The sequence below is a fragment of the Polyangium jinanense genome (assembly GCF_028435265.1).
GTDB classification, from domain to species: Bacteria; Myxococcota_A; Polyangia; order Polyangiales; family Polyangiaceae; genus Polyangium; species Polyangium jinanense.
On the sequence record NZ_JAGTJK010000031.1, the window covers coordinates 47,060 to 64,365 of the forward strand.

A 17,306-nucleotide genomic window follows, 5' to 3' on the forward strand; every position below is an offset into this window, starting at 1 on the left:
CGTGCGCGTGATCGATGATCGAACGAGGCGTCCCACGCTGCTCGTTGGCGTGGGCGCCTTCGGCCGTGACGTCGCGCGCGCGGCTCGTGGCGCCTCGCTCGTCGCGCTCGACGTGGCTGTCGGTGCAGAAAGCAAACCCGACGCCGCGACCCTCGATCCGAATGCCAAGGACCCGTATTCCCCGATCGTGAAACGCGCCGAGGACGCCCTCGCCGCGCTCCTCGACGTCGGCCATTACCTCGGCTCCTCGTCCCCGACCGACCCGCGTGGTCCCCTTTGCGACGTCCTCGTCGTCGCCGACCTCGGCGAGCCTTCCGTCGCGCCCCTCGTCGCGCCCCTCGCCGCCGCGCTCGCTTCGGGCCTGCGTCGCGCCTTCTCGGCCATCCTGCGCTCGGGCGACGGCGCCCTCGTCGTTTGCCCCTTGCTCTTTTGCCCCCGCACCGGCGACCGGGCCGTCATGGCGCGTGCCGCCTCCTCCCTCGCCGACCTGTCCCGACAAACCTCTTCCTCGGCCCGCGCGCGCTTCGGCGGCCGCGTCTATCTCGTCGAGGATCAGAGCGGCAAATACCTCCTCTCCCGTGCCGAGATGGTCCGCTCCTTTGCGGCATTCCTCTCGACGCTCTGCTTGCCGCAGGTACGCGACGACGATCGCGGCGTGCGCCGCCTCGTCGAGGACGACGGCCCGCCTGGCACCTTCGCCACGTTCGCCTGCGCGAGCCTCGCCTTTGATCACGCGGCGCTCTCGCGTATCGCCGCCGCGCGCCTCGGCCGCGAGATCCTCGCGCTCCTCCGCGCCCCTGTCGATCCGGCCGCGCTCGACATCGCCTCCCTCGCCACGCCACTCGTCCCCACGCAAAGCCGCCTCGACACCGAGCTCGCCGAGGCCGAGCCGCTCGCCGACTTGCTCGCGCCCCCGACGATCGACGTCCCCCCGATCGAATGGGACGACGATCCCGAGACGCTCCTCGAACGCAAATTCGGCTCGCTCTTCCGGGCGCGCGCCGAGGCCACGATCGGCGCGTTCCGGGACGAGGTCGAACGGTTCCGCATGGACAAACTCGCGGCCGCCCTCGAACAGCGCGGCAAGGTCCGCCTCGAAGGCGGCGAGCGTGCCATCGAGACACACGTCGCCGAGCTCGTCGCCGAGCGCCCCACGGGCCACGCGCGGGCCCTCCTGGTTTTACGGGACGCACGCACCCGCGCGAAGGGGTATCTCGACGAGGTCGTCCGTGCGATCGAGGCGCCCGAGCTCTCACCGCTCCCGCCCTCGCCGCTCGCGGAAAAACTCGCCGCGCTGGAGGAAGCCGTCTCCTATCGCCCGCGCCCGCGCCGCATGGTCGTCCTCGGCGCCGCCCTCGGCCTCGTCTCCGCGCTCCTGCTCTCGGGCGTGCTCGTCTCCTCCTATCGCGCCCTGCTCGCTCCATTCCCTCCTTTCTTCGACGCCGTCTCCCCTTTGCCCCACGGCCGCCTCCGCCCCTTTTTCACCCCGCCCGTCCCGCTCCTCGCCGGCGCCGCCGTCTCGGCGTATTCGACGGGTTATCGACTCTGGAAGCACCGCAAACGCCACCACAACTGGGCCTGCGAGGCCCGAGACGACCTCGCGCAATCGATCGCGCGCCACATCCGCGAGGATCTCGTCGGCCATTACGAGCGCCGCTTGCATTACGCGCGCCTTCTCTGGGTGCAGCGCGTCCTCGCGCAGCTCCTCGGCCGCATCGAGCAGACCATCACCGCCCTCGAAGCCACGCGTGCGGCCCTCGCCGCCGCGGACCGCGCCCTGCACCGCGAAGAACACGAGGGCGAGCGAAACCTCTTTTTATTCAACGTTCGGGGGCTTCGCTCCGAGGACGGAGCTGCGCCCCCGAACCCCCCCGGCCTCCTTTCCTCGTCGGTCCTCCACGCGACCATCGTCGGCCCCGACGACGTCGACGCCATTTACGCCGAAATCCGCCCGCCCGAGCCGAGCGCCGCGGCCGAGCGCTGGCTCCGCGAGAGCCTCGCCGAGCATCCGTGGACCGAGGCCCCGTTCGCCGCGCACGACGATCTCCTCGCCTTTTGCCACGCCGAGCTTGAATCCTTCGAGAAAACCTCGCCCTTCGAGGAAGGTAAATCCGCGCTGCACAAGGCCGCCGAATCGTCGGCCAAGGGCTTCCTCCGCCGCCTCTTCCTCAAGCTCTCACCCGGCCTCGAGCTTGCCCCGAAATACGCGGCCGAGGCGCCTGCGCCGCTCCGCCTCCTCTTTGCGCCGCCCGAGGCGCGCAAGCTCGTCGACGCCGCGCTCGCCGAGGGCGGCTTCGAGGGCGCCTGGGACGTGCGGGCCCTCTCGCCGGATCCAGATTCGATCTTGCTCGTCGTTGCGCGCACCGGCCTGCCGCACGAATCGCTCGCGCTCGCGCGCTCGGAGGACCCGTGATCGACGCGATCCTCGCGATCCTCGGCGAATTGTCCCGCCTCGCCCAGGCCAAACCCATTCGCACGAGCCTCGGCGGCATGGCCATCGCGCTCGCCATTCTCCTCTACCTCGGTGCCCTTGCAAAAGCCCGCTTCGAGCTGCGCGCCGTCCGCGTCTCCACCGGCCCCCTGTTTGCCCTCGCCGGCCTCGTCATCTTCGCGCTTTCGCTCGTCGTGGCGATCGTCGACGCGTTGCTCGCCCATTACGACATGCTCCTGATCGAGGAGCGCGTCCTCTTGCTCCTCGCGCCGGGGGAAGGGCGAGAAGCATACGACGCCTTGCGGAAGATCCTTGCCCTCGCCGCGGGCGGGCGATTCGTCCTCCCCGGCCCCGTGCATTTGCCGCTCGCCTTGCTCCTCGGCGTCGTCGTGTACCTCGGCCTCGTCTTCTGGGCCGCGCGCACGATCGAAGAGCTCGGCTCGCTCGAACAGAAGCCGGACGACGTCCTCGCGCGCGAGCGCCTCGAACAGCAAAAAGCCATCGCCAAGGCCCTCGCCGAGGGCCGCCCGCTCCCGGTCAAACCCGTCGAGAGCGCGCCCCTCGCCGACGACCGATTCGGCCGCGTCTTCAAGCTCCTCGGCCACTGGACGAGCGTCGAATACGTCGAGTCCCGCTTCGTGCGCTGGCAAGGCCCGCTCGTGTTTGCCCTCGCCGGCCTCGCCGCGCTCGCCCTGCCGGCCGCGCTCGCCGGGCATTTTTCGGCGCCGCTCTGGGTCGGCTCCGCGATCGCGCTCGATGGCCTCCGTCGGAACCTCGCGACCCGCACGAAGAGCCCCGACAAACCCGAGCCCGAAAAAAAGGAAGAACCCCCCGCGCCGAGGCCCGAGCTTCGTCCGCTGGTCGAGGCCATTCACGCGGCCCAGGGCCCTTTGCTCTTGCCCCCGGAGACGCCCGGCGTCGAGCCCGCCCGCATCTCGCCCGGCACCGATTTACGCGCCAAACGTTTGCTCGACGATCTCTCGCGCGAGCTCGGCGCCGGAAAGGGCCTCTACGTCCACCAGGGCCTCGCCTGCGATGCCTTCGAGGATCGGAAAAACATCCTCCTCTGCACGCCGCCGCTCTCGGGAAAAACCACGACGCTCGACCTGCTGCTTTTTTACGCGCTCCTCGTCGAGGCCGAGAACGTCCTTTGGCTCGCGCCCTCCGCCGCGGCCGCGTGCGTGGCCGAACGGCGCGTCCTCGCGCGCGCCGAGGCTTTGCGCTGGAAATGGAACGTCCATGCCGCGAACATCGCGTCCGGCGCGGGCGCGGCCGATCCGACGCACGCGTCCCCCTCGCTCGTCTTCGCCGATCCCGAAGGCGTGCATCGCGAGCTTTGCGGCCGGCAAAAAGAATGGTCCGGATTCCTCGGGGCCTTGGGCCTCGTCGTCCTCCCGGACCTCGAAGAATGGCACGGCGCTCCCGGCGCACACCTCGCCTTGCTGCTCCGCCGCCTCCGCCGCGCCTCCGCCCGCGCCTCCGCGCGCTCTTTCGAACGCGGCGAGCGCATTCGTTTCCTCTGCACGGCCGATCCTTCCTTCCGTGACCTCGGCCAGCTCGGCGAGCGCCTCGTCGGTCGCCCCATGCTCGTGCTCGGCCCCGAGGTCGACGGCGCCCCACGCCCCCCGATCGTCTCGTATTTCCTCCCCCCGCGCCCGCGCGCGCAGGCCGACGTGCACCCCGCCGTACGCGCGCTCGGCGAATCGCTCGCGCAGGGTTTTTCCGCGGAGCTCTTCGGGTATGACGACGTCCTCTCGCGGGCCGACGTCGCGCGGGCCAACGAATGGACCCTCGGCCGCGACGTCGCCACGCGCGGCCGCGCCTTCGCCGAGGAGCGCCACGAGCTCTCGCGCGCCCTCTCCGAGGCAGAAGTCGTCATTGCCCGCGTCCGCGCTGCGACGTACGGAAAGAGCCCGATCCTCGCCGCCCACGTCGGCTTCCGCGCCGCCACCGTCCCCGAAGCGCGCGTCGCCGCCCTCGGCGCCGGCGAGCGCGTCGGCAAGGCCATCGCGCCCCCGAAGCCCGAGCCCAAAGAGGTTTCTCCAGACCAACCTGAAACCCCGCAATCCCCCGGCGAGCTGCAAGCCGAAGCCATTGCGCAGACGGATCTCGAGCGGAAAGTCCTCGTCCTCTGGCAGCCCGATTCCGACCCATTCTCCTCGCTCCTCGCGGCCGAGCGCCCGCATTTCCGCCACCCCGACCTCGACCTCGGCTGTGCGCTCGTCGTCGATCCGCTCGCCGAGTCCATTCAACGCGCGCACCTCCGGGCGGCGCTCGTCGAGGCCTCGTGGAGCGAGGACGAGCTCGCCGCGGACTTCTCGCGCCCCATCGTGCAAAGCGAGCTTTCCCCAGCGGAAAACGCCTCCACCGAGCCGACGCGCCTCACGCGCACCGTGCACACCGTCCTCGATCCCGAGACCGGCGAGCGCCGCGAAGTCCCGCGAATCTCCGCGGCCGGCGAGGCACATCCAACGCTTTGCTTCGACGTCGCGGCCGAGCCTGCGCGGCTCGTCGATCGCCACACGGGCGAGGTCCTCTACGGCGTCGAGCGCGCGCGTATGCTCTCGGCCGCGTATCCCGGCCGTATCTTCGTCTTTCGCGGCGGCCGATACGTGGTCAAACCCGCCTCCGAGCAGGACGGCCTCGCGGCGGGCCGCGTCGCGTGCGAGCGCGAGGAGCGCCTGCTCATCACGAGCCCCATTCGCGAAGTCTCCGTCACCCCGATCGAGCGCCGCAAAGAAGCCCCGCAAAAGGACAGCAGGGAAGGGGAGCGCGCCGAGCGCCGCGCCGAGCCACTCCGATCGCTCGGCGGCGCGCAGTTCGTCTTCGAGCGCAGGCTCGTCGAGGTCGAGGAACGCAGCCTTGGCTTGCGCCGCCACGGCCCCGATGGAAAGCCGCGCGACGTGACCCTCTATGCCGAGCCGCTCCTTCACCGTTATGCGACAAAGGCGGCGGTCCTCGCGCTGCCCGAGGCCTCGTTCGGCGCGATCACCGAGGGCACGCTGCACGCGCTCGTGCACCTCTTCCGCGTCACCTTGCCTGCGTTCGTGTGGTGCCGCGAGGAGGACCTGCTCATCGTGCGCGCCGCGCGCTTCGGCGCTGCGGAGACGGCCGCGATCGCGTTCGTCGACGCGCACCCTGGAGGCGTGGGTTTCTCCGAGGCGGTGACGCTCGACGTCCTGCGCGTGGCCTGTGGGTTTGCCCTGGCCATCGTCGAGCGTTGCCCGGCGCGTTGCGCCGCGGCCGAGGGGTGCCCCTCGTGCTTGCAAATTCTGCAATGCCACGCGGCGCCCGGGGAGGAGACGAAGCTCGACAAGCGGGGGGGGAGGGAGCTCCTTGGAAAGATCCTCGGCCGAGGCTGACGCGTTTCGGTTATCCTTGCGCCCCTCGATGCGCCTCTCCTCCCCGTTCGTCCTCGCGCTCGCCGCCATCGCCGCCTCCTGCGCCGCCGCGCCCACCGGCCCCACGGGCGCGCCTGCCACCGATCCCCCCGAGGAGCCGCCTGCGCCCGTCGTCCCGCGCGAAGTCCCCGTCGATCCTCCGAGCGGCGCCCTCGGCACCGCCGCGCCCGTCGAGGCGCGCGAAAAAGTCCCGCTCAAGGGGTTGCGCGTCGACGCTCGCCCGGGGGATTTCGTCCTTTCGCACGCGGGCCGCGTCGCCGTCGTCTCCGCGCGTGGCCACCTCGTCGATTATGGCCCCGAGGGCGGCGCCGATGGGATGGTCTCCCTGCAATCCGTCCTCCAGATGGGCCTCGGCGTCGCGACCACCGACGTCGCCCGCGTGGAGCTCGTTGGCGAAAAGAAAAACGTCGTCCGTGTCGATCGGGCCGTGCGTGGCCAGCCCCTCACGCACGTGAGCTTTTATTTCTTCGGCCCCGGCGATGCGCTCTGGATCGAGAGCCTCGCCGTCACCTCACCCGAGATCGAGCCCGTCGATCCCGGCCCCCTCGGCGCCGCCAAGCGCCTCCCCGCGCTTGCCGTCACCCTCGGCGAGAACATCCATTGGGGCAACGTACCCACGTGGCTCGAGGGCGCGGGGCCCATCACCCGGGCTTTTCAGCTCCGCACCGAATTCGTCGCCCGCCACAGCCTCGGCACCGCGTACGCGCTCTGCTCCGAGGAAGGCCCGCTCTTCGCTCGTTTCGGCTCGCCCGAATATGGGTTTTTCGAGGCCGCCCTCACCGGTGAGCGCGTCGTCCCCGTCGTCCACGCCGGCGCCTCCGAGCGACGCCGCGTCGCCGTCACCCTGAGCGACCGCTCCTCCGGCGACGCCGCGCTCGCCTTGCCCTGCCGCGCCCCCACCGCCCGACGCCGCGTCACCCTCCCCACGCTCCCCGTCCGCGGCAGCCGCATCGAGCTTGCCCGCTGCGACGGCGCCGGACGCCGCCGCATCTACGTCGAGCTCGCCGCCGAGGAGCGCATGTTTGGCAAGACAGACCGCGCCGTCGACCTGCCCGAGGGCTGCTTCGACGCACGTTTCGTCGCGCCCGGCCACGCTCCGGGCCCCTGGATCCGCGTCGAATCCCTCGCCGCAGAGATAACTCGTGCCAAACCCTCCGCCGGACGCCTGCGTATCGCCGTCACCGACGGCGGAAAACCCATCCCTGCGCGGCTCCTCGTGCGTGGCAAGGACGGCACGTCCGATCCCGACTGGGGCGACGAACCGCTCCTCGGCGCGGCCCTCAACGTCGTGTACCTCGACCGCGGCGAGCGCGACCTCTTCCTCCCGCCCGGCAAATACCACGTCGCCCTCACGCGCGGCTTTTCGTACTCGGCGCACGAGGAGGACATCGAGGTCGCCGCGGGCCGCGAGGTCACTGTTCGCGCGAAGCTCGAACGTGTCGTCGACACGAAAGGGTTCGTCTCGGCCGACCTGCACCTCCACGCCGAACCTTCCCCCGACGCCCCCGCGCCGCTCGCCGAACGCGTGCGCAGCCTCGTCTCCGTGGGCGTCGACGTCGCGGTCGCCACCGACCACAACGCCGTCACCGATTACGGCCCCACGATCCGCGAAATGGGCCTCGCCTCGGATCTCGTGAGCATCGTCGGCGACGAGGTCACCTCGCCTGCCTGGGGCCATTTCAACGTCTTCCCGCTCCTGCCCGCGTCCGTGCCGCTCCCCTGGATCGGCGTCCTGCCGGCCGAGATTTTCGCCGCCGCGCGCGCGCAGAAACCTTATGGCACGAGCACGATCCTCCAGGTGAACCACCCGCGCTGGGGCGGCATCGGCTACTTCGAGCTCCTCCGCCTCGACACCGACGACCTCAAAGGTTGGCTCGACCGCTCCCCGCTCGCCGACATGGGCTTCGATCTGCTCGAGGTCTACAACGGCGACCATTCCCGTTACATCGCCGGGGTCGAGCCGGTCCTGCGCGACTGGTATGCGCTGCTCGACGCGGGCTTCCGCGTCGTCGGCACCGGCAACTCCGACTCGCACAAGCTCGTCTACCACGAGGCGGGTTTGCCCCGGAACATGGTGTTCGTCGGGGACGACGTGAAGGGCGTGGTTTCCGAGGCGGCCTTCGTGGACGCGCTGCGCAAGGGAAATGTGAGCGTCTCCGGAGGGCCGTTCGTCCGGATCGAGGTCGCTGGCAAAGCCATGGGCGAGACGATCCCGCCGGGCGAGGCCGAGGTCGTCGTCCGCGTCGACGCACCGCCCTGGATCGACGTCGATCGGATCGAGCTCGTCAAGCGCGGAAAAACCGTGCGGACCTTCCCGATTGCCGGCCGCAAGGGCCCCGTCGAGCAGCGCAGCCGCGAGACGTTCGAGAAGGGTGATTGGATCCTCGCCATCGCCCGCGGCACGAAGACCATGGACGCCTACGTGCCCGGCGTTCCGCCGCTCTCCTTCACGAACCCGGTCTTCGTGCGTTGAGAAAAAACGCCCGTCAGCGAGCGCTCGTGCAAGCGAGGGCGGCCTTGGCTTGCCGCGCGTAACGCTCTTCCACGGCGCGCTTCAGGATGGGTTCGTCGACGAACGGCAGCTCGCCGTCCTTGCGCCACCCTTCGAGCGCGCGCGTCGTCGCCGCCTGGCAGGGCGTCTCCTGCCGGATCGCCCGGCAGATCAGCGCCTCCAGGCTCCGCGCGTCGCGCACCGTGCAGGCCTTCGCGTCCTCGCAGTCCTTCGCCGCCTCCTCGCCGCAAGGCCGGCAGTTGAAGGCGTCGAGGTGTTCCTTGGAGGTCAAAGGACACGCCGAGAGGTCCTCGCAGGCCTCCGTGGTGCACGCGGGCAGCTCGGCCACGGCCGGCGTCTTCGGCGCCTCGCTCGTGGTGCTCGCTCCGCCGCCCCCGCACGAGGCGGCGAGCCCCGCGAGTGCCACAAAAATGACGCCCCATGCACCCATCTGTCCGAACGTTCGTTCACCGCCGCGCCGCATCGCCGCGAGGCTATCGCAGGGCCGGGCTCGAAGGGAAGGGGAAGGCTCGGCTCGTGCTGTCGTCCTTGTGGTCCGGCCGGGATCGTTTTATGCGGAGTTCCGTGGATCTGGAACGACAGGGCTCGACCTCGACGGACGTGGCGCGAGCGGTTTGGTATCTGGCGTCTCCGGCGATGTCAACGCGCCTCTCGGGCGAGGTGCGCCTCGTCGTCGGCGAAATGGAGGGGCGCGTGCTCTGGTGAGCCCGGCGCGTGCCGATGCAGCTGTTCGTCCAGACCTTCCACGACCGGTTCGGCATCCTCCCGCCGGAGGGCATGCTCCCCACGGATCCGCTGCGTCCTTTCGATGCGTCGGCCATGCTCGTCGGCTCCGAGGTCGCGCACGCGCACGGCGTCGCCCTCGCCCAGGCCGAGATCGGCCCGTTTCTCCGGACCGCCCCCGAGGGATACCTGCTCGTCGGCTTCTGGGGCCACGGCGTGCAGAGCCACGCATTTTATTACGTCCGTGTCGACGCCCAGAGCCGCGTTTATTTCCGCCTCCCGCACGGCGGCGTGTACATGGACAACGAGCGCGCGGCGCAGCGCATTCGGCTCTTTTTGACCCGGTATTTTGCGATCGAGCCGGTCCTTCGCACCCGGACGACCTCGTTCGTCGCGGTCGACGCCATGGGCGAGGCGCGATACCGGCTCGTCGGCAAGGACGGAACGACCGTCGAGCTCGATCGCAGCTTGCTCGTGGACGCTTCGTTCGAGGAGCGATTCGCGCCCGTCCTGCCGTCCCTTTGACGTCGAGACGTCACGCGGCAGGTTGCTCGGCGCTTGCGGAGCGCGTCGCGTCGCGGTACCGCGTTACCGCATGGGAACGCGCCGCATCGTCCGCACGTACATGACCCGGAGCCCGCTCACCGTCCCGCGCACGACCACGATGGCGCGCGCGATGAAGCTGCTCGACGAGCACGGCTTCCGGCACCTGCCCATCGTCGACGAGGCCGGCAAGCTCATCGGCCTGCTCTCGGAGCGCGAGCTCAAGATCGTGGAGAACATGCGCGTCGTCGACGCGGGCATGGCCTGCGTCGAGGACTTCATCCTGGGCCCGCCCTACAGCGTCTCGCCCGAGTGTCCGCTCGCCGAGGTCACGCGCATGATGGCCGAAAAGAAATACGGCTCGGCCGTGGTCGTCGAGGGCGACACTGTCGTGGGTCTCTTCACGACCGTGGACGCGCTCCGGGCCCTGACCACGATGCTCGACGAAGTCGAGGGCGGCTGAGTCCCGCTCATTGCACTACGCCGGGCAAGGTGCCCGGGCCATACCGCGCGATGACACCCTTGCGCCGCACCCCGGGGGCCTTCGGCGCATAAAAATCGCCCCCCACGGCCCAGAACGAGCCTTCGCCGTCCGACCATGCCGCGTGCAGATCGTCGTAGGGTTCGAGGACGAACTCGTCGATCCAAGCCCCGTCCACGAGTCTCTGCTTTTGCCCGCCGTCGCCGACGAGCAGCGCCGATCCCGAGGGGCCGCATGCGACGCCGTTGACGAGGTTCGTCAGGGAAACGTTCACTTCAGAAAAACCGTCTCCGTCCGAGCGGAGCACCGCGGAGCCGCCGACGGCATACACTTCCTTCACCCCGCAGCCGGACACGGTGAACAGCTTGGCCGGCGTGGGCGCGGGCTCGACGAGCGACCATGCCGCGCCTTTTTTGCGCCAGATTGTTCCTTTTTCGCCCACGGCATACAGGTCGTCGGGCGCGCTGCCCCAGATCTTGTAAAGCGTGCGGCCGAGGGGCGCGCCGGGCAGCGGCTCGGGCTTCCAGGTCGTGCCGTCCCAATGGAGGACGATGTCGTTTGGCGCGAAAACCCCACCGCCGGGCGTGCCGCCCACGGCGAAGGCCTCGGTCTTCGAGAAGGCCATCACGCCCCAGAGCGTCGCCTCCACCCCGGACGCGTGCTCCGTGAACGACGCGCCGTTCCAGTGCGTGATGCGCCCCTTTTCCCCGACGAACCACACATCGTCGGGGCCCGTGCCGTGCACCCACCAGTACGTCTCGGCGCCGCCCGGCGTGAGCCGCTTCCATGTGGCGCCGTCGAACTGCACCACGAGCGTCTCGAATCCCTCGTTCCCAAGCGGCCCGCCGACGGCGAACACATGCGAGGGACTCGCGCCCCAGATCGAAAGCACCGCGCCGTCGAGGTCCTGCGCATCGAGCACGGTCTGCCAGGCCGAGGGACCCGCATCTCCGCCGCTGCCGCCCATTCCGCCGCTGCCGCCCGCGCCCCCGCTTCCCGCCTCGCCGCCATGGCCGCCTGCGCCGCTGCTTTGCTGCGATCCGCTCGATGCCGCGCCGCCGCTGCCAGCGGATTCGGACGGGCCGCAGGCGGGCAGGACGAACAGCGTCGCGAGGGTCACGGGCAAGGCGAAGGCGCGCGGCATGGAGAGCCATCGTGCCTCATGGACGTCGCGAGCGTAAAGAGCCGCGCCCGCGCGTGGGTACGCTCAGGACTCTGCGAAGACCTCGTCGATCGTCTTCGCGTCGAGCAGGCGCAGGATCCATGCGTCGAGCATGGCGCGCGTGGCTCCGGCGATCCGGGCCTCGGCGTTCGCCGAAATCTCGCCGAAGCGCGCCTGGAGCAGGGTGCGGAGCGCCTCGCGGCGGCCTTCTTCGCGGCCTTCTTCGCGACCCTCTTCGCGGCCTTCGTCGCGCGCGCCCGCCTTCAGCTTTTCGAGCTCCGCGTTCCCTTTTCGTTCGAGCGCGCGCACAACCTCGCGCTCCGCGTTCTGCACGTCGAGCAGCGCGCGCACCGCAATGGGACGCACGAAGCACGAATCCTCGAGCATGCCGTCCAGGAGGAGCGGCACGAACGCGTGTTTCTCCGTCGACCACTCGCAGACCTCGCGGCGCTTGACGAAGATCGCGAACACCCGACGAACGCCGCGCTCCGCGAGCTCCTCGGCCTTCTCGACCACGTCGCGCACGCTCTGCTCGTTCACGATCTCGAACGAGATCTCCTCCAGGAAACGCCGCCCCGTGGCCGGGTCCTGCCCCTCTCGCCGGATCGAGAGGTCGGTCGCGAAGTTCGAGCCCTCGGAGACGCGGGTGAGCAGCTCCGTCGAGGGCCGGTAGCCCGGACGGACGTGCGGGAGGATCAAAAAATCCAGGCTCGTCTGCAGGTCCGCGTGAGGCTCGAGCGCTGGCTGCGCGACGACCTTGCGGCCGCGGATCATCTCATCCCGCGTCGTCTCGGGCACGACGATGTGCTCGTCGACCGGCGGAAAACGTCCCGGGCGAGAGCCCGACGGCGGAAACGACAGCGCCGCGCCACCGCCGCCGCGAGGGGGCGCGAGGAGGACCGTCGACCGATCAGGCTTGGGATCCATGCTCCACAACCTAGCAGACGCGAACCCCTTCCGGGAGCCCAAAAATGCCCTTTTCCCGCTCCGCGGGCAAACCCCACGCGTCCCGCGAGGATCGGCTATAGTCCCCCGCCGTGGACGCGCGCCGAACGCCCCCGAACGAGGTGCCGCGAGCGCGCTTCGTCGCGCTCGTGCTGACGCTCGTCGTGTTCGTCGCGTGTGGCGCGCCCGACGAGCCGCCGGGCCGCACCGTCGAGGGGCCGGATCCGGCCGTGCCCGCGGCATCCGTCGCCTCGGGCGGCGCGCTCCCGCTCCCGCCCGAGCCCTCGGCCGTGAGCGAGCCCGAGCCCGAAGGCCCCGCGCCGGCGGACCTCGAGCCAGGCCAGGGCCACGAGCTCGCCAGCATCGCGATGCGCAACTTCGTGTACATCGCGCCCGATTACCAGTCCACGCGGCTCGGCTACCTGCGCGCGGGCGCCATCGTCCCGCGCGCCGCCGAGCCCGCAGGCTTCAAGCGGTGCAAGGGCGGCTTTTATCGGATCCACCCGCGCGGCTACGTCTGCGTGGGCACGGGCGCGACGCTCGACACGAAGCATCCCGTCGCCCTCGCGGCCGTCCGCGGCCCGCGCCGGGGCGAACCGTTCCCTTACCATTACGTCGTTTCGCGCAGCCCCCCGCCGCACCTCTACGTCCACCTCCCCACGCCCGAGGAGCAACGCACCGTCGAGGGCCGTCCCCTCGGCGCGCGCGGCATGAACGACTGGATCGTGCAGGAGATTGGCAGGACGATCGGCGATGCGGATCCGATCTCCCCCTTCCTCGAGTCCGGCCGCGATTTGCCGAAGCCCGCGGGCGCCGAGGAGAAGGTCCGCTTCCACGCGCACCGCGGCCGCGCCAAGGCGCGCTCGGCGTTCGGCCTGATGGCCAGCTTCGACTGGACGGACCGCCGCTTCGGCCTCACGACCGAGCTCGACCTCGTCCCGATCGATCGCACGCGTCCCGCGCACCTCTCCGAGCTGCGCGGCGTCGTCTTCAAGGCGCCGGGCGTGCCGGCGTTCGTCATGCACCAGGGCCTGCGCGCGCTGCGGCCCGACGAAGAGGGCAAGCTCCGGCCCGCGGAGTACGTCCCTTTCCGGAGTGGCTGGGTGCTCACGGGGCGCGCGTCGAGCGGCGGCGGGCACCGCGTCGAGGGAAAACCGGGCGAGGCGCCGGCGGCCTACGTCGAGACCACCGAGGGCGTATGGCTCGCGGCGAGCAGCCTGCGGATCGGCCGGCTCGGGCAGGATCTCTGGGGACATGCCAAACGCGGCAAGCGCTGGATCGACATCTCGATCGAGCTCCAGATGCTCGTCGCCTACGAGGGCACGAACCCCGTGTTCGCCACGCTCGTCTCCACGGGCCGTGGCGGGCTCTCGGACCCGGAGACCACGGGCGCCACGGTCCAGGGCACGTTTTTCGTCCAATCGAAGCACGTCACGGCGACGATGGACGGAGATCCGGCGAGCGAGGCCGCGTTCGAGCTCCACGACGTGCCGTACGTCCAGTACTTCCACCAGAATTACGCCATTCACGGCGCGTACTGGCACGACGAATTCGGCAAGGCGCGCAGCAATGGCTGTGTGAACGTCTCGCCCGCGGACGCGGCCTGGCTCTTCGAATTCACCGATCCGCCCGTCCCGGCCGCGTGGCACGGCGCGATGACCCCCGCCGGCGGCACGCTCGTGTACGTCCACCCCTGAACGGGCTCTCTCCCCGAGAGCACGATTTGTACCCGAGCTTTCCTCTTGCTCCCTCCTTCCCGCATGGGTTAGATCTTCGAGATTTCGTGTCTCCTTTGATGTTCACGGAAAGGACGAAGGTCATGCGGGCTCTCCGGACCGGATTCTCCATGTCGCGTGCCGGGCTTTGTGGTTCCCTCCTCGTGGCGCTCCTGGCCGGCTGCACGGCCACGCCGACCGGCGGACCGCTCGGAGGAGGCAGCGGGATCGACCTCAATCCGGTGCCCCCGAAGGTCGACGAGCTGCCCAACGTCGGTCAGCTCCCGCCCCTGCCGACGGGCCCCGAGGCGCGCCCCACGCCGCCGCCGCTGCCCCAGCAGGGCGCCACCTCGTTCCTCTCCGCCGACGAACCCTGGTTGCAGTGGGGCTACGACGGGGAAGAAGAGGAAGAGGAAGAAGAAGAGGAGGAAGAGGAAGAGCGCGAGCTCGAGGAGGGCGATATCTATCGTGTCCTCAGCGACGGCGTGCTCCTCAACCTGAACCTCTATCGCGGGCTCCAGGTCATCGACATCGGCGACCTCTCGGATACGCAGATCGTCGGCCGTTTGCCCATTCAGGGTACGCCCGTCGAGATGTACGTCGACGGCGATCGCGCCGTCATCCTGCTGAACGATTGGTCCGGCTACGAAGGGCACCCCGAGAAGTTCATCGTGAAAGACCGCACGGGCGGGACGATCCTGCTCGTCGACATCGCCGATCGGCAGCACCCGAAGCTCCTCTCGCAGCGGTACATCCCGGGCTACATCCAGACGAGCCGGTACGCGAACGGCCTGAACAAGGATTCGCTCTACGTCGCCGCCAGCGAATGGGAGTACAAGCAGGTCGACGGCTCCTGGGATTACGTGCTCAAGAGCACCGTGAAGAGCTTCGACGTGGCGCCCACGAAGCTCATCTCGAAATCGGAGATCCAGCTCGGCGGCGACGTGACGGACGTGCACGCCGAGGGCGACGTCCTGCTCGTGGCCCGCGGCAACTCCGTCTGGTCGAACGAGAGCAGCAACGTCGCGGTCGTGGACATCTCGAGCATCGACGGCGCGATGACCCTGCGCGACGAGATCACCGTCCCGGGCTACGTGCGCTCGCAGTTCCACATGGATATGCGCGGCGACGTCCTGCGCGTCTTCTCCGGCCCGCGGTGGGGCGTCGGCAAGCAGAGCCACCTCACCACGTTCGACGCGTCGAACCTCGACTCGCTCGTCCCCATCGACCACGCCGCCTTCGGCACGGACCAGGCCATGTTCGGCGCGATCTTCCTCGACGATCGGGCGTTTGCCGTGACGTACCTGCAGACGGATCCGTTCCACGCCTTCTCGGTCGGCGCGGACGGCAGCGTCGAGGAGAAGAGCGAGTTCATCGTCTCCGGGTGGAACGATTTCTTCCGGCCCGCCTTCTCCGCGACGCGCCTCATCGGCATCGGCGTGAACGACGAGGGGGGCTCACGCAAGCTCGCGGTGAGCCTCTACGACATCACGAACCTCGAAAACCCGAACCCGCTCGTGACGCGGGCGGAAGTCGATGGGCAGAACGGCGGATGGAACTGGTCCGAGGCGAACTGGGATCACCGCGCGTTCACCGTGTCGGACAATGCGGTGAACGTGCAGGCTCCGACCGGCGAGACGGAGACGGGCCTCGTGCTCCTGCCGTTCTACGGATATCAATACGGGGTCGACGGGTCGTGGCAGGCGAAATCGGCGGTCCAGATCTTCACGTTCTCGGACCACACGGTGACGCGGCGCGGGGTCATGTTGCATTCGGATCCGGTGCGCCGCGCCTTCCGCCTGCCGAATCAGAACGGCGCGAACCTCTCGGAGCGGGAGCTGCGCGTCTACGACCAGACGAACCCGGACAACCCCGTCCTGCGCGACCAGATCGACCTCGCGCCGGAGTACAGCGGGGTGTATCCGATCGGCAATTCCCACCTCGCCCGGGTGAAGGAGCCGAACTGGTATTACTGGTGGACGGAGCCGAACAGCCCGAAGGTCGTGGAGATCGTCCCCAAGGTCCAGGGCCAGGACGTCGAGCTCACCGAGCCTGTCGCGAGCTTCGAGGTGCCCCAGCAGGCGTCGCTCTTCCAGGTCGGCGACAAATTCGTCTCGGTGACGTCCAACGCCAATAACTGGCCGACCTACACGACCACGGTGCAGGTCTTCGACCTCTCCGACCCCACGAATCCCACGGAGGTCGGCTCACTCGTCACGAACGAGCTGCCCTGGGCGTCGGTCCGCGTGGTCGGTGATTCGCTCGTCTTCTCCGGTGCGGAGAGCGTGTCGCAAGAGCAGATCTACGTGAACCAGTGCTGGGAGTACGTCTACGCGAACGTCGATTGCTTCGGCGAGGAGGGCTGCAACTACCTCGCGGGCCAGCGTGATTGTTACGAGGTCGATGGCAAGCCCGAATATTGTGTCGGTGGTTTTGCCTCCTGCACGGACCATGAGGACGCCGAGCCGTCGTGCGTGCCGCTCTCGGACGACGAGACGCCGGAGCAGCTTTCCGGCTACTGCTATGGCGGCGAGCGGTCCCTCGTGACCTCGCGATACTGGTTCCGGGGGCTCGACCTCTCGGATCCCACGGCGCCGACGCTCGGCGACGTCCTCCAGACGCCCGTCGGGGAGGACGCGGTTCGCGTGTTCGAGGACGGTGATTCGCTCTATGTCACCGTCAAGAAGCCCGTCGAGGTGCCGCTGGATCCGCGGCCGTATGCGCAATACTTCGTTCGCCGCGTCGATTTCGCGAACCCCGCGGCGCCCGTGGTTGGCCCGGCGATCAACGTCCCGGGTGAGCTCGTCGCCAAGAAGGGCTCGGTTCTCTTCACGCAGGACGAGGTGTGGGGCCAGCAGTTCGTGGATTCGGCGTTCGCGAAGCTCGATCTCTCGGGCAACCTCGCGTCCCTGCAGAACTACGAGCACCTGCCGTTCCGCCGGGTGCAGTCCTTCGGCGTGGACGAGGGGGGCCTGCCCGTCGCCGTGCACAGTCTGCAATGGCAGACGTACGGGGGCTATTACGGGAACGACCATCCCTCGTTCTCGGTCTTCGCGCCTCGCCCGGACGGCGAGGATTTCCTCACGCTCTCGACCACGAGCGTCCCGGCCTACCTCTGGCTCCAGCATGTCGACCGCAAGCGCGCGTTCCTCTCGACGTACGGCGGCATGCTGATGGTGAACCTCGACGCGCCGGAGACGCCGTTCGTCCAGGCCTTCTTCAAGACCTGGTACTACTATGGCGCGGGCGGCCCGCGGATCATCGACGACGAGGTCTACCTCCCCGCGGGGCCGACCGGCATTCAGCAGCTCGGGATCGACGAGTCGAACCTGCTGCAATCTCCCTGATTCAGAGCAACTCGAGGGCGCCGATGTCCACCGGCGCCCTCATGCA

The 17,306-nt window shown here is 69.4% G+C and carries 11 protein-coding genes; 8 read left to right on the forward strand and 3 right to left on the reverse strand.

All coding sequences use genetic code 11. The features are described from left to right. Position 1 precedes the first annotated feature (1 nt). From KEG38_RS37075 to KEG38_RS37085, 3 genes are read left to right on the forward strand one after another with little or no spacing between them, the layout of a single operon-like run. Positions 2–2,413 carry a hypothetical protein gene (locus KEG38_RS37075; RefSeq protein WP_272425139.1) on the forward strand — a complete coding sequence of 804 codons (2,412 nt, stop codon included), beginning with the start codon at positions 2–4 and terminating at the stop codon, positions 2,411–2,413. After that, entirely contained in the window at positions 2,410–5,793 is a 3,384-nt protein-coding gene (locus tag KEG38_RS55765) for a Zn-binding domain-containing protein (RefSeq protein WP_272425140.1), read from the forward strand. Before KEG38_RS37075 ends, KEG38_RS55765 begins: the two co-directional genes overlap by 4 nt. A gap of 28 nt (positions 5,794–5,821) precedes the next feature. Continuing rightward, a complete protein-coding gene (locus KEG38_RS37085) occupies positions 5,822–8,305 on the forward strand; it encodes a CehA/McbA family metallohydrolase (RefSeq protein ID WP_272425141.1) in 2,484 nt (827 codons plus the stop codon). Positions 8,306–8,318: 13 nt separating this feature from the next. Here KEG38_RS37085 and KEG38_RS37090 read toward each other — a convergent pair whose 3' ends face one another. After that, on the reverse strand, positions 8,319–8,774 hold the full coding sequence (locus KEG38_RS37090) for a hypothetical protein (protein ID WP_272425142.1): 456 nt from the start codon (positions 8,772–8,774) through the stop codon (positions 8,319–8,321). Positions 8,775–8,908: 134 nt separating this feature from the next. Here KEG38_RS37090 and KEG38_RS37095 point away from each other — a divergent pair, with 134 nt between their 5' ends. From KEG38_RS37095 to KEG38_RS37105, 3 genes are all read left to right on the forward strand, one after another. After that, positions 8,909–9,049 carry a hypothetical protein gene (locus KEG38_RS37095; protein WP_272425143.1) on the forward strand — a complete coding sequence of 47 codons (141 nt, stop codon included), beginning with the start codon at positions 8,909–8,911 and terminating at the stop codon, positions 9,047–9,049. Positions 9,050–9,058: 9 nt separating this feature from the next. Beyond that, entirely contained in the window at positions 9,059–9,592 is a 534-nt protein-coding gene (locus tag KEG38_RS37100; protein ID WP_272425144.1) for a hypothetical protein, read from the forward strand. A gap of 70 nt (positions 9,593–9,662) precedes the next feature. Continuing rightward, positions 9,663–10,073 carry a CBS domain-containing protein gene (locus KEG38_RS37105; protein WP_272425145.1) on the forward strand — a complete coding sequence of 137 codons (411 nt, stop codon included), beginning with the start codon at positions 9,663–9,665 and terminating at the stop codon, positions 10,071–10,073. A gap of 7 nt (positions 10,074–10,080) precedes the next feature. Here KEG38_RS37105 and KEG38_RS37110 read toward each other — a convergent pair whose 3' ends face one another. Together KEG38_RS37110 and KEG38_RS37115 are read right to left on the reverse strand one after the other, a co-directional pair. After that, the gene (locus KEG38_RS37110) at positions 10,081–11,235 is read right to left on the reverse strand and encodes a WD40/YVTN/BNR-like repeat-containing protein (RefSeq protein WP_272425146.1); all 1,155 of its coding nucleotides are present in this window, start codon (positions 11,233–11,235) and stop codon (positions 10,081–10,083) included. A gap of 63 nt (positions 11,236–11,298) precedes the next feature. Continuing rightward, positions 11,299–12,180 (reverse strand): PDDEXK family nuclease, encoded by an 882-nt coding sequence (locus KEG38_RS37115; RefSeq protein ID WP_272425147.1) that lies wholly within the window; start codon positions 12,178–12,180, stop codon positions 11,299–11,301. A gap of 110 nt (positions 12,181–12,290) precedes the next feature. On the opposite strand from KEG38_RS37115, the gene KEG38_RS37120 reads away from it, so the two are divergent. Next, positions 12,291–13,895: a L,D-transpeptidase gene (locus tag KEG38_RS37120; protein WP_272425148.1), complete on the forward strand. Its 1,605-nt coding sequence runs from the start codon at positions 12,291–12,293 to the stop codon at positions 13,893–13,895. Between the two features lie 149 nt (positions 13,896–14,044). Continuing rightward, entirely contained in the window at positions 14,045–17,260 is a 3,216-nt protein-coding gene (locus KEG38_RS37125; protein ID WP_272425149.1) for a beta-propeller domain-containing protein, read from the forward strand. The last annotated feature ends 46 nt before the right edge of the window (positions 17,261–17,306 follow it).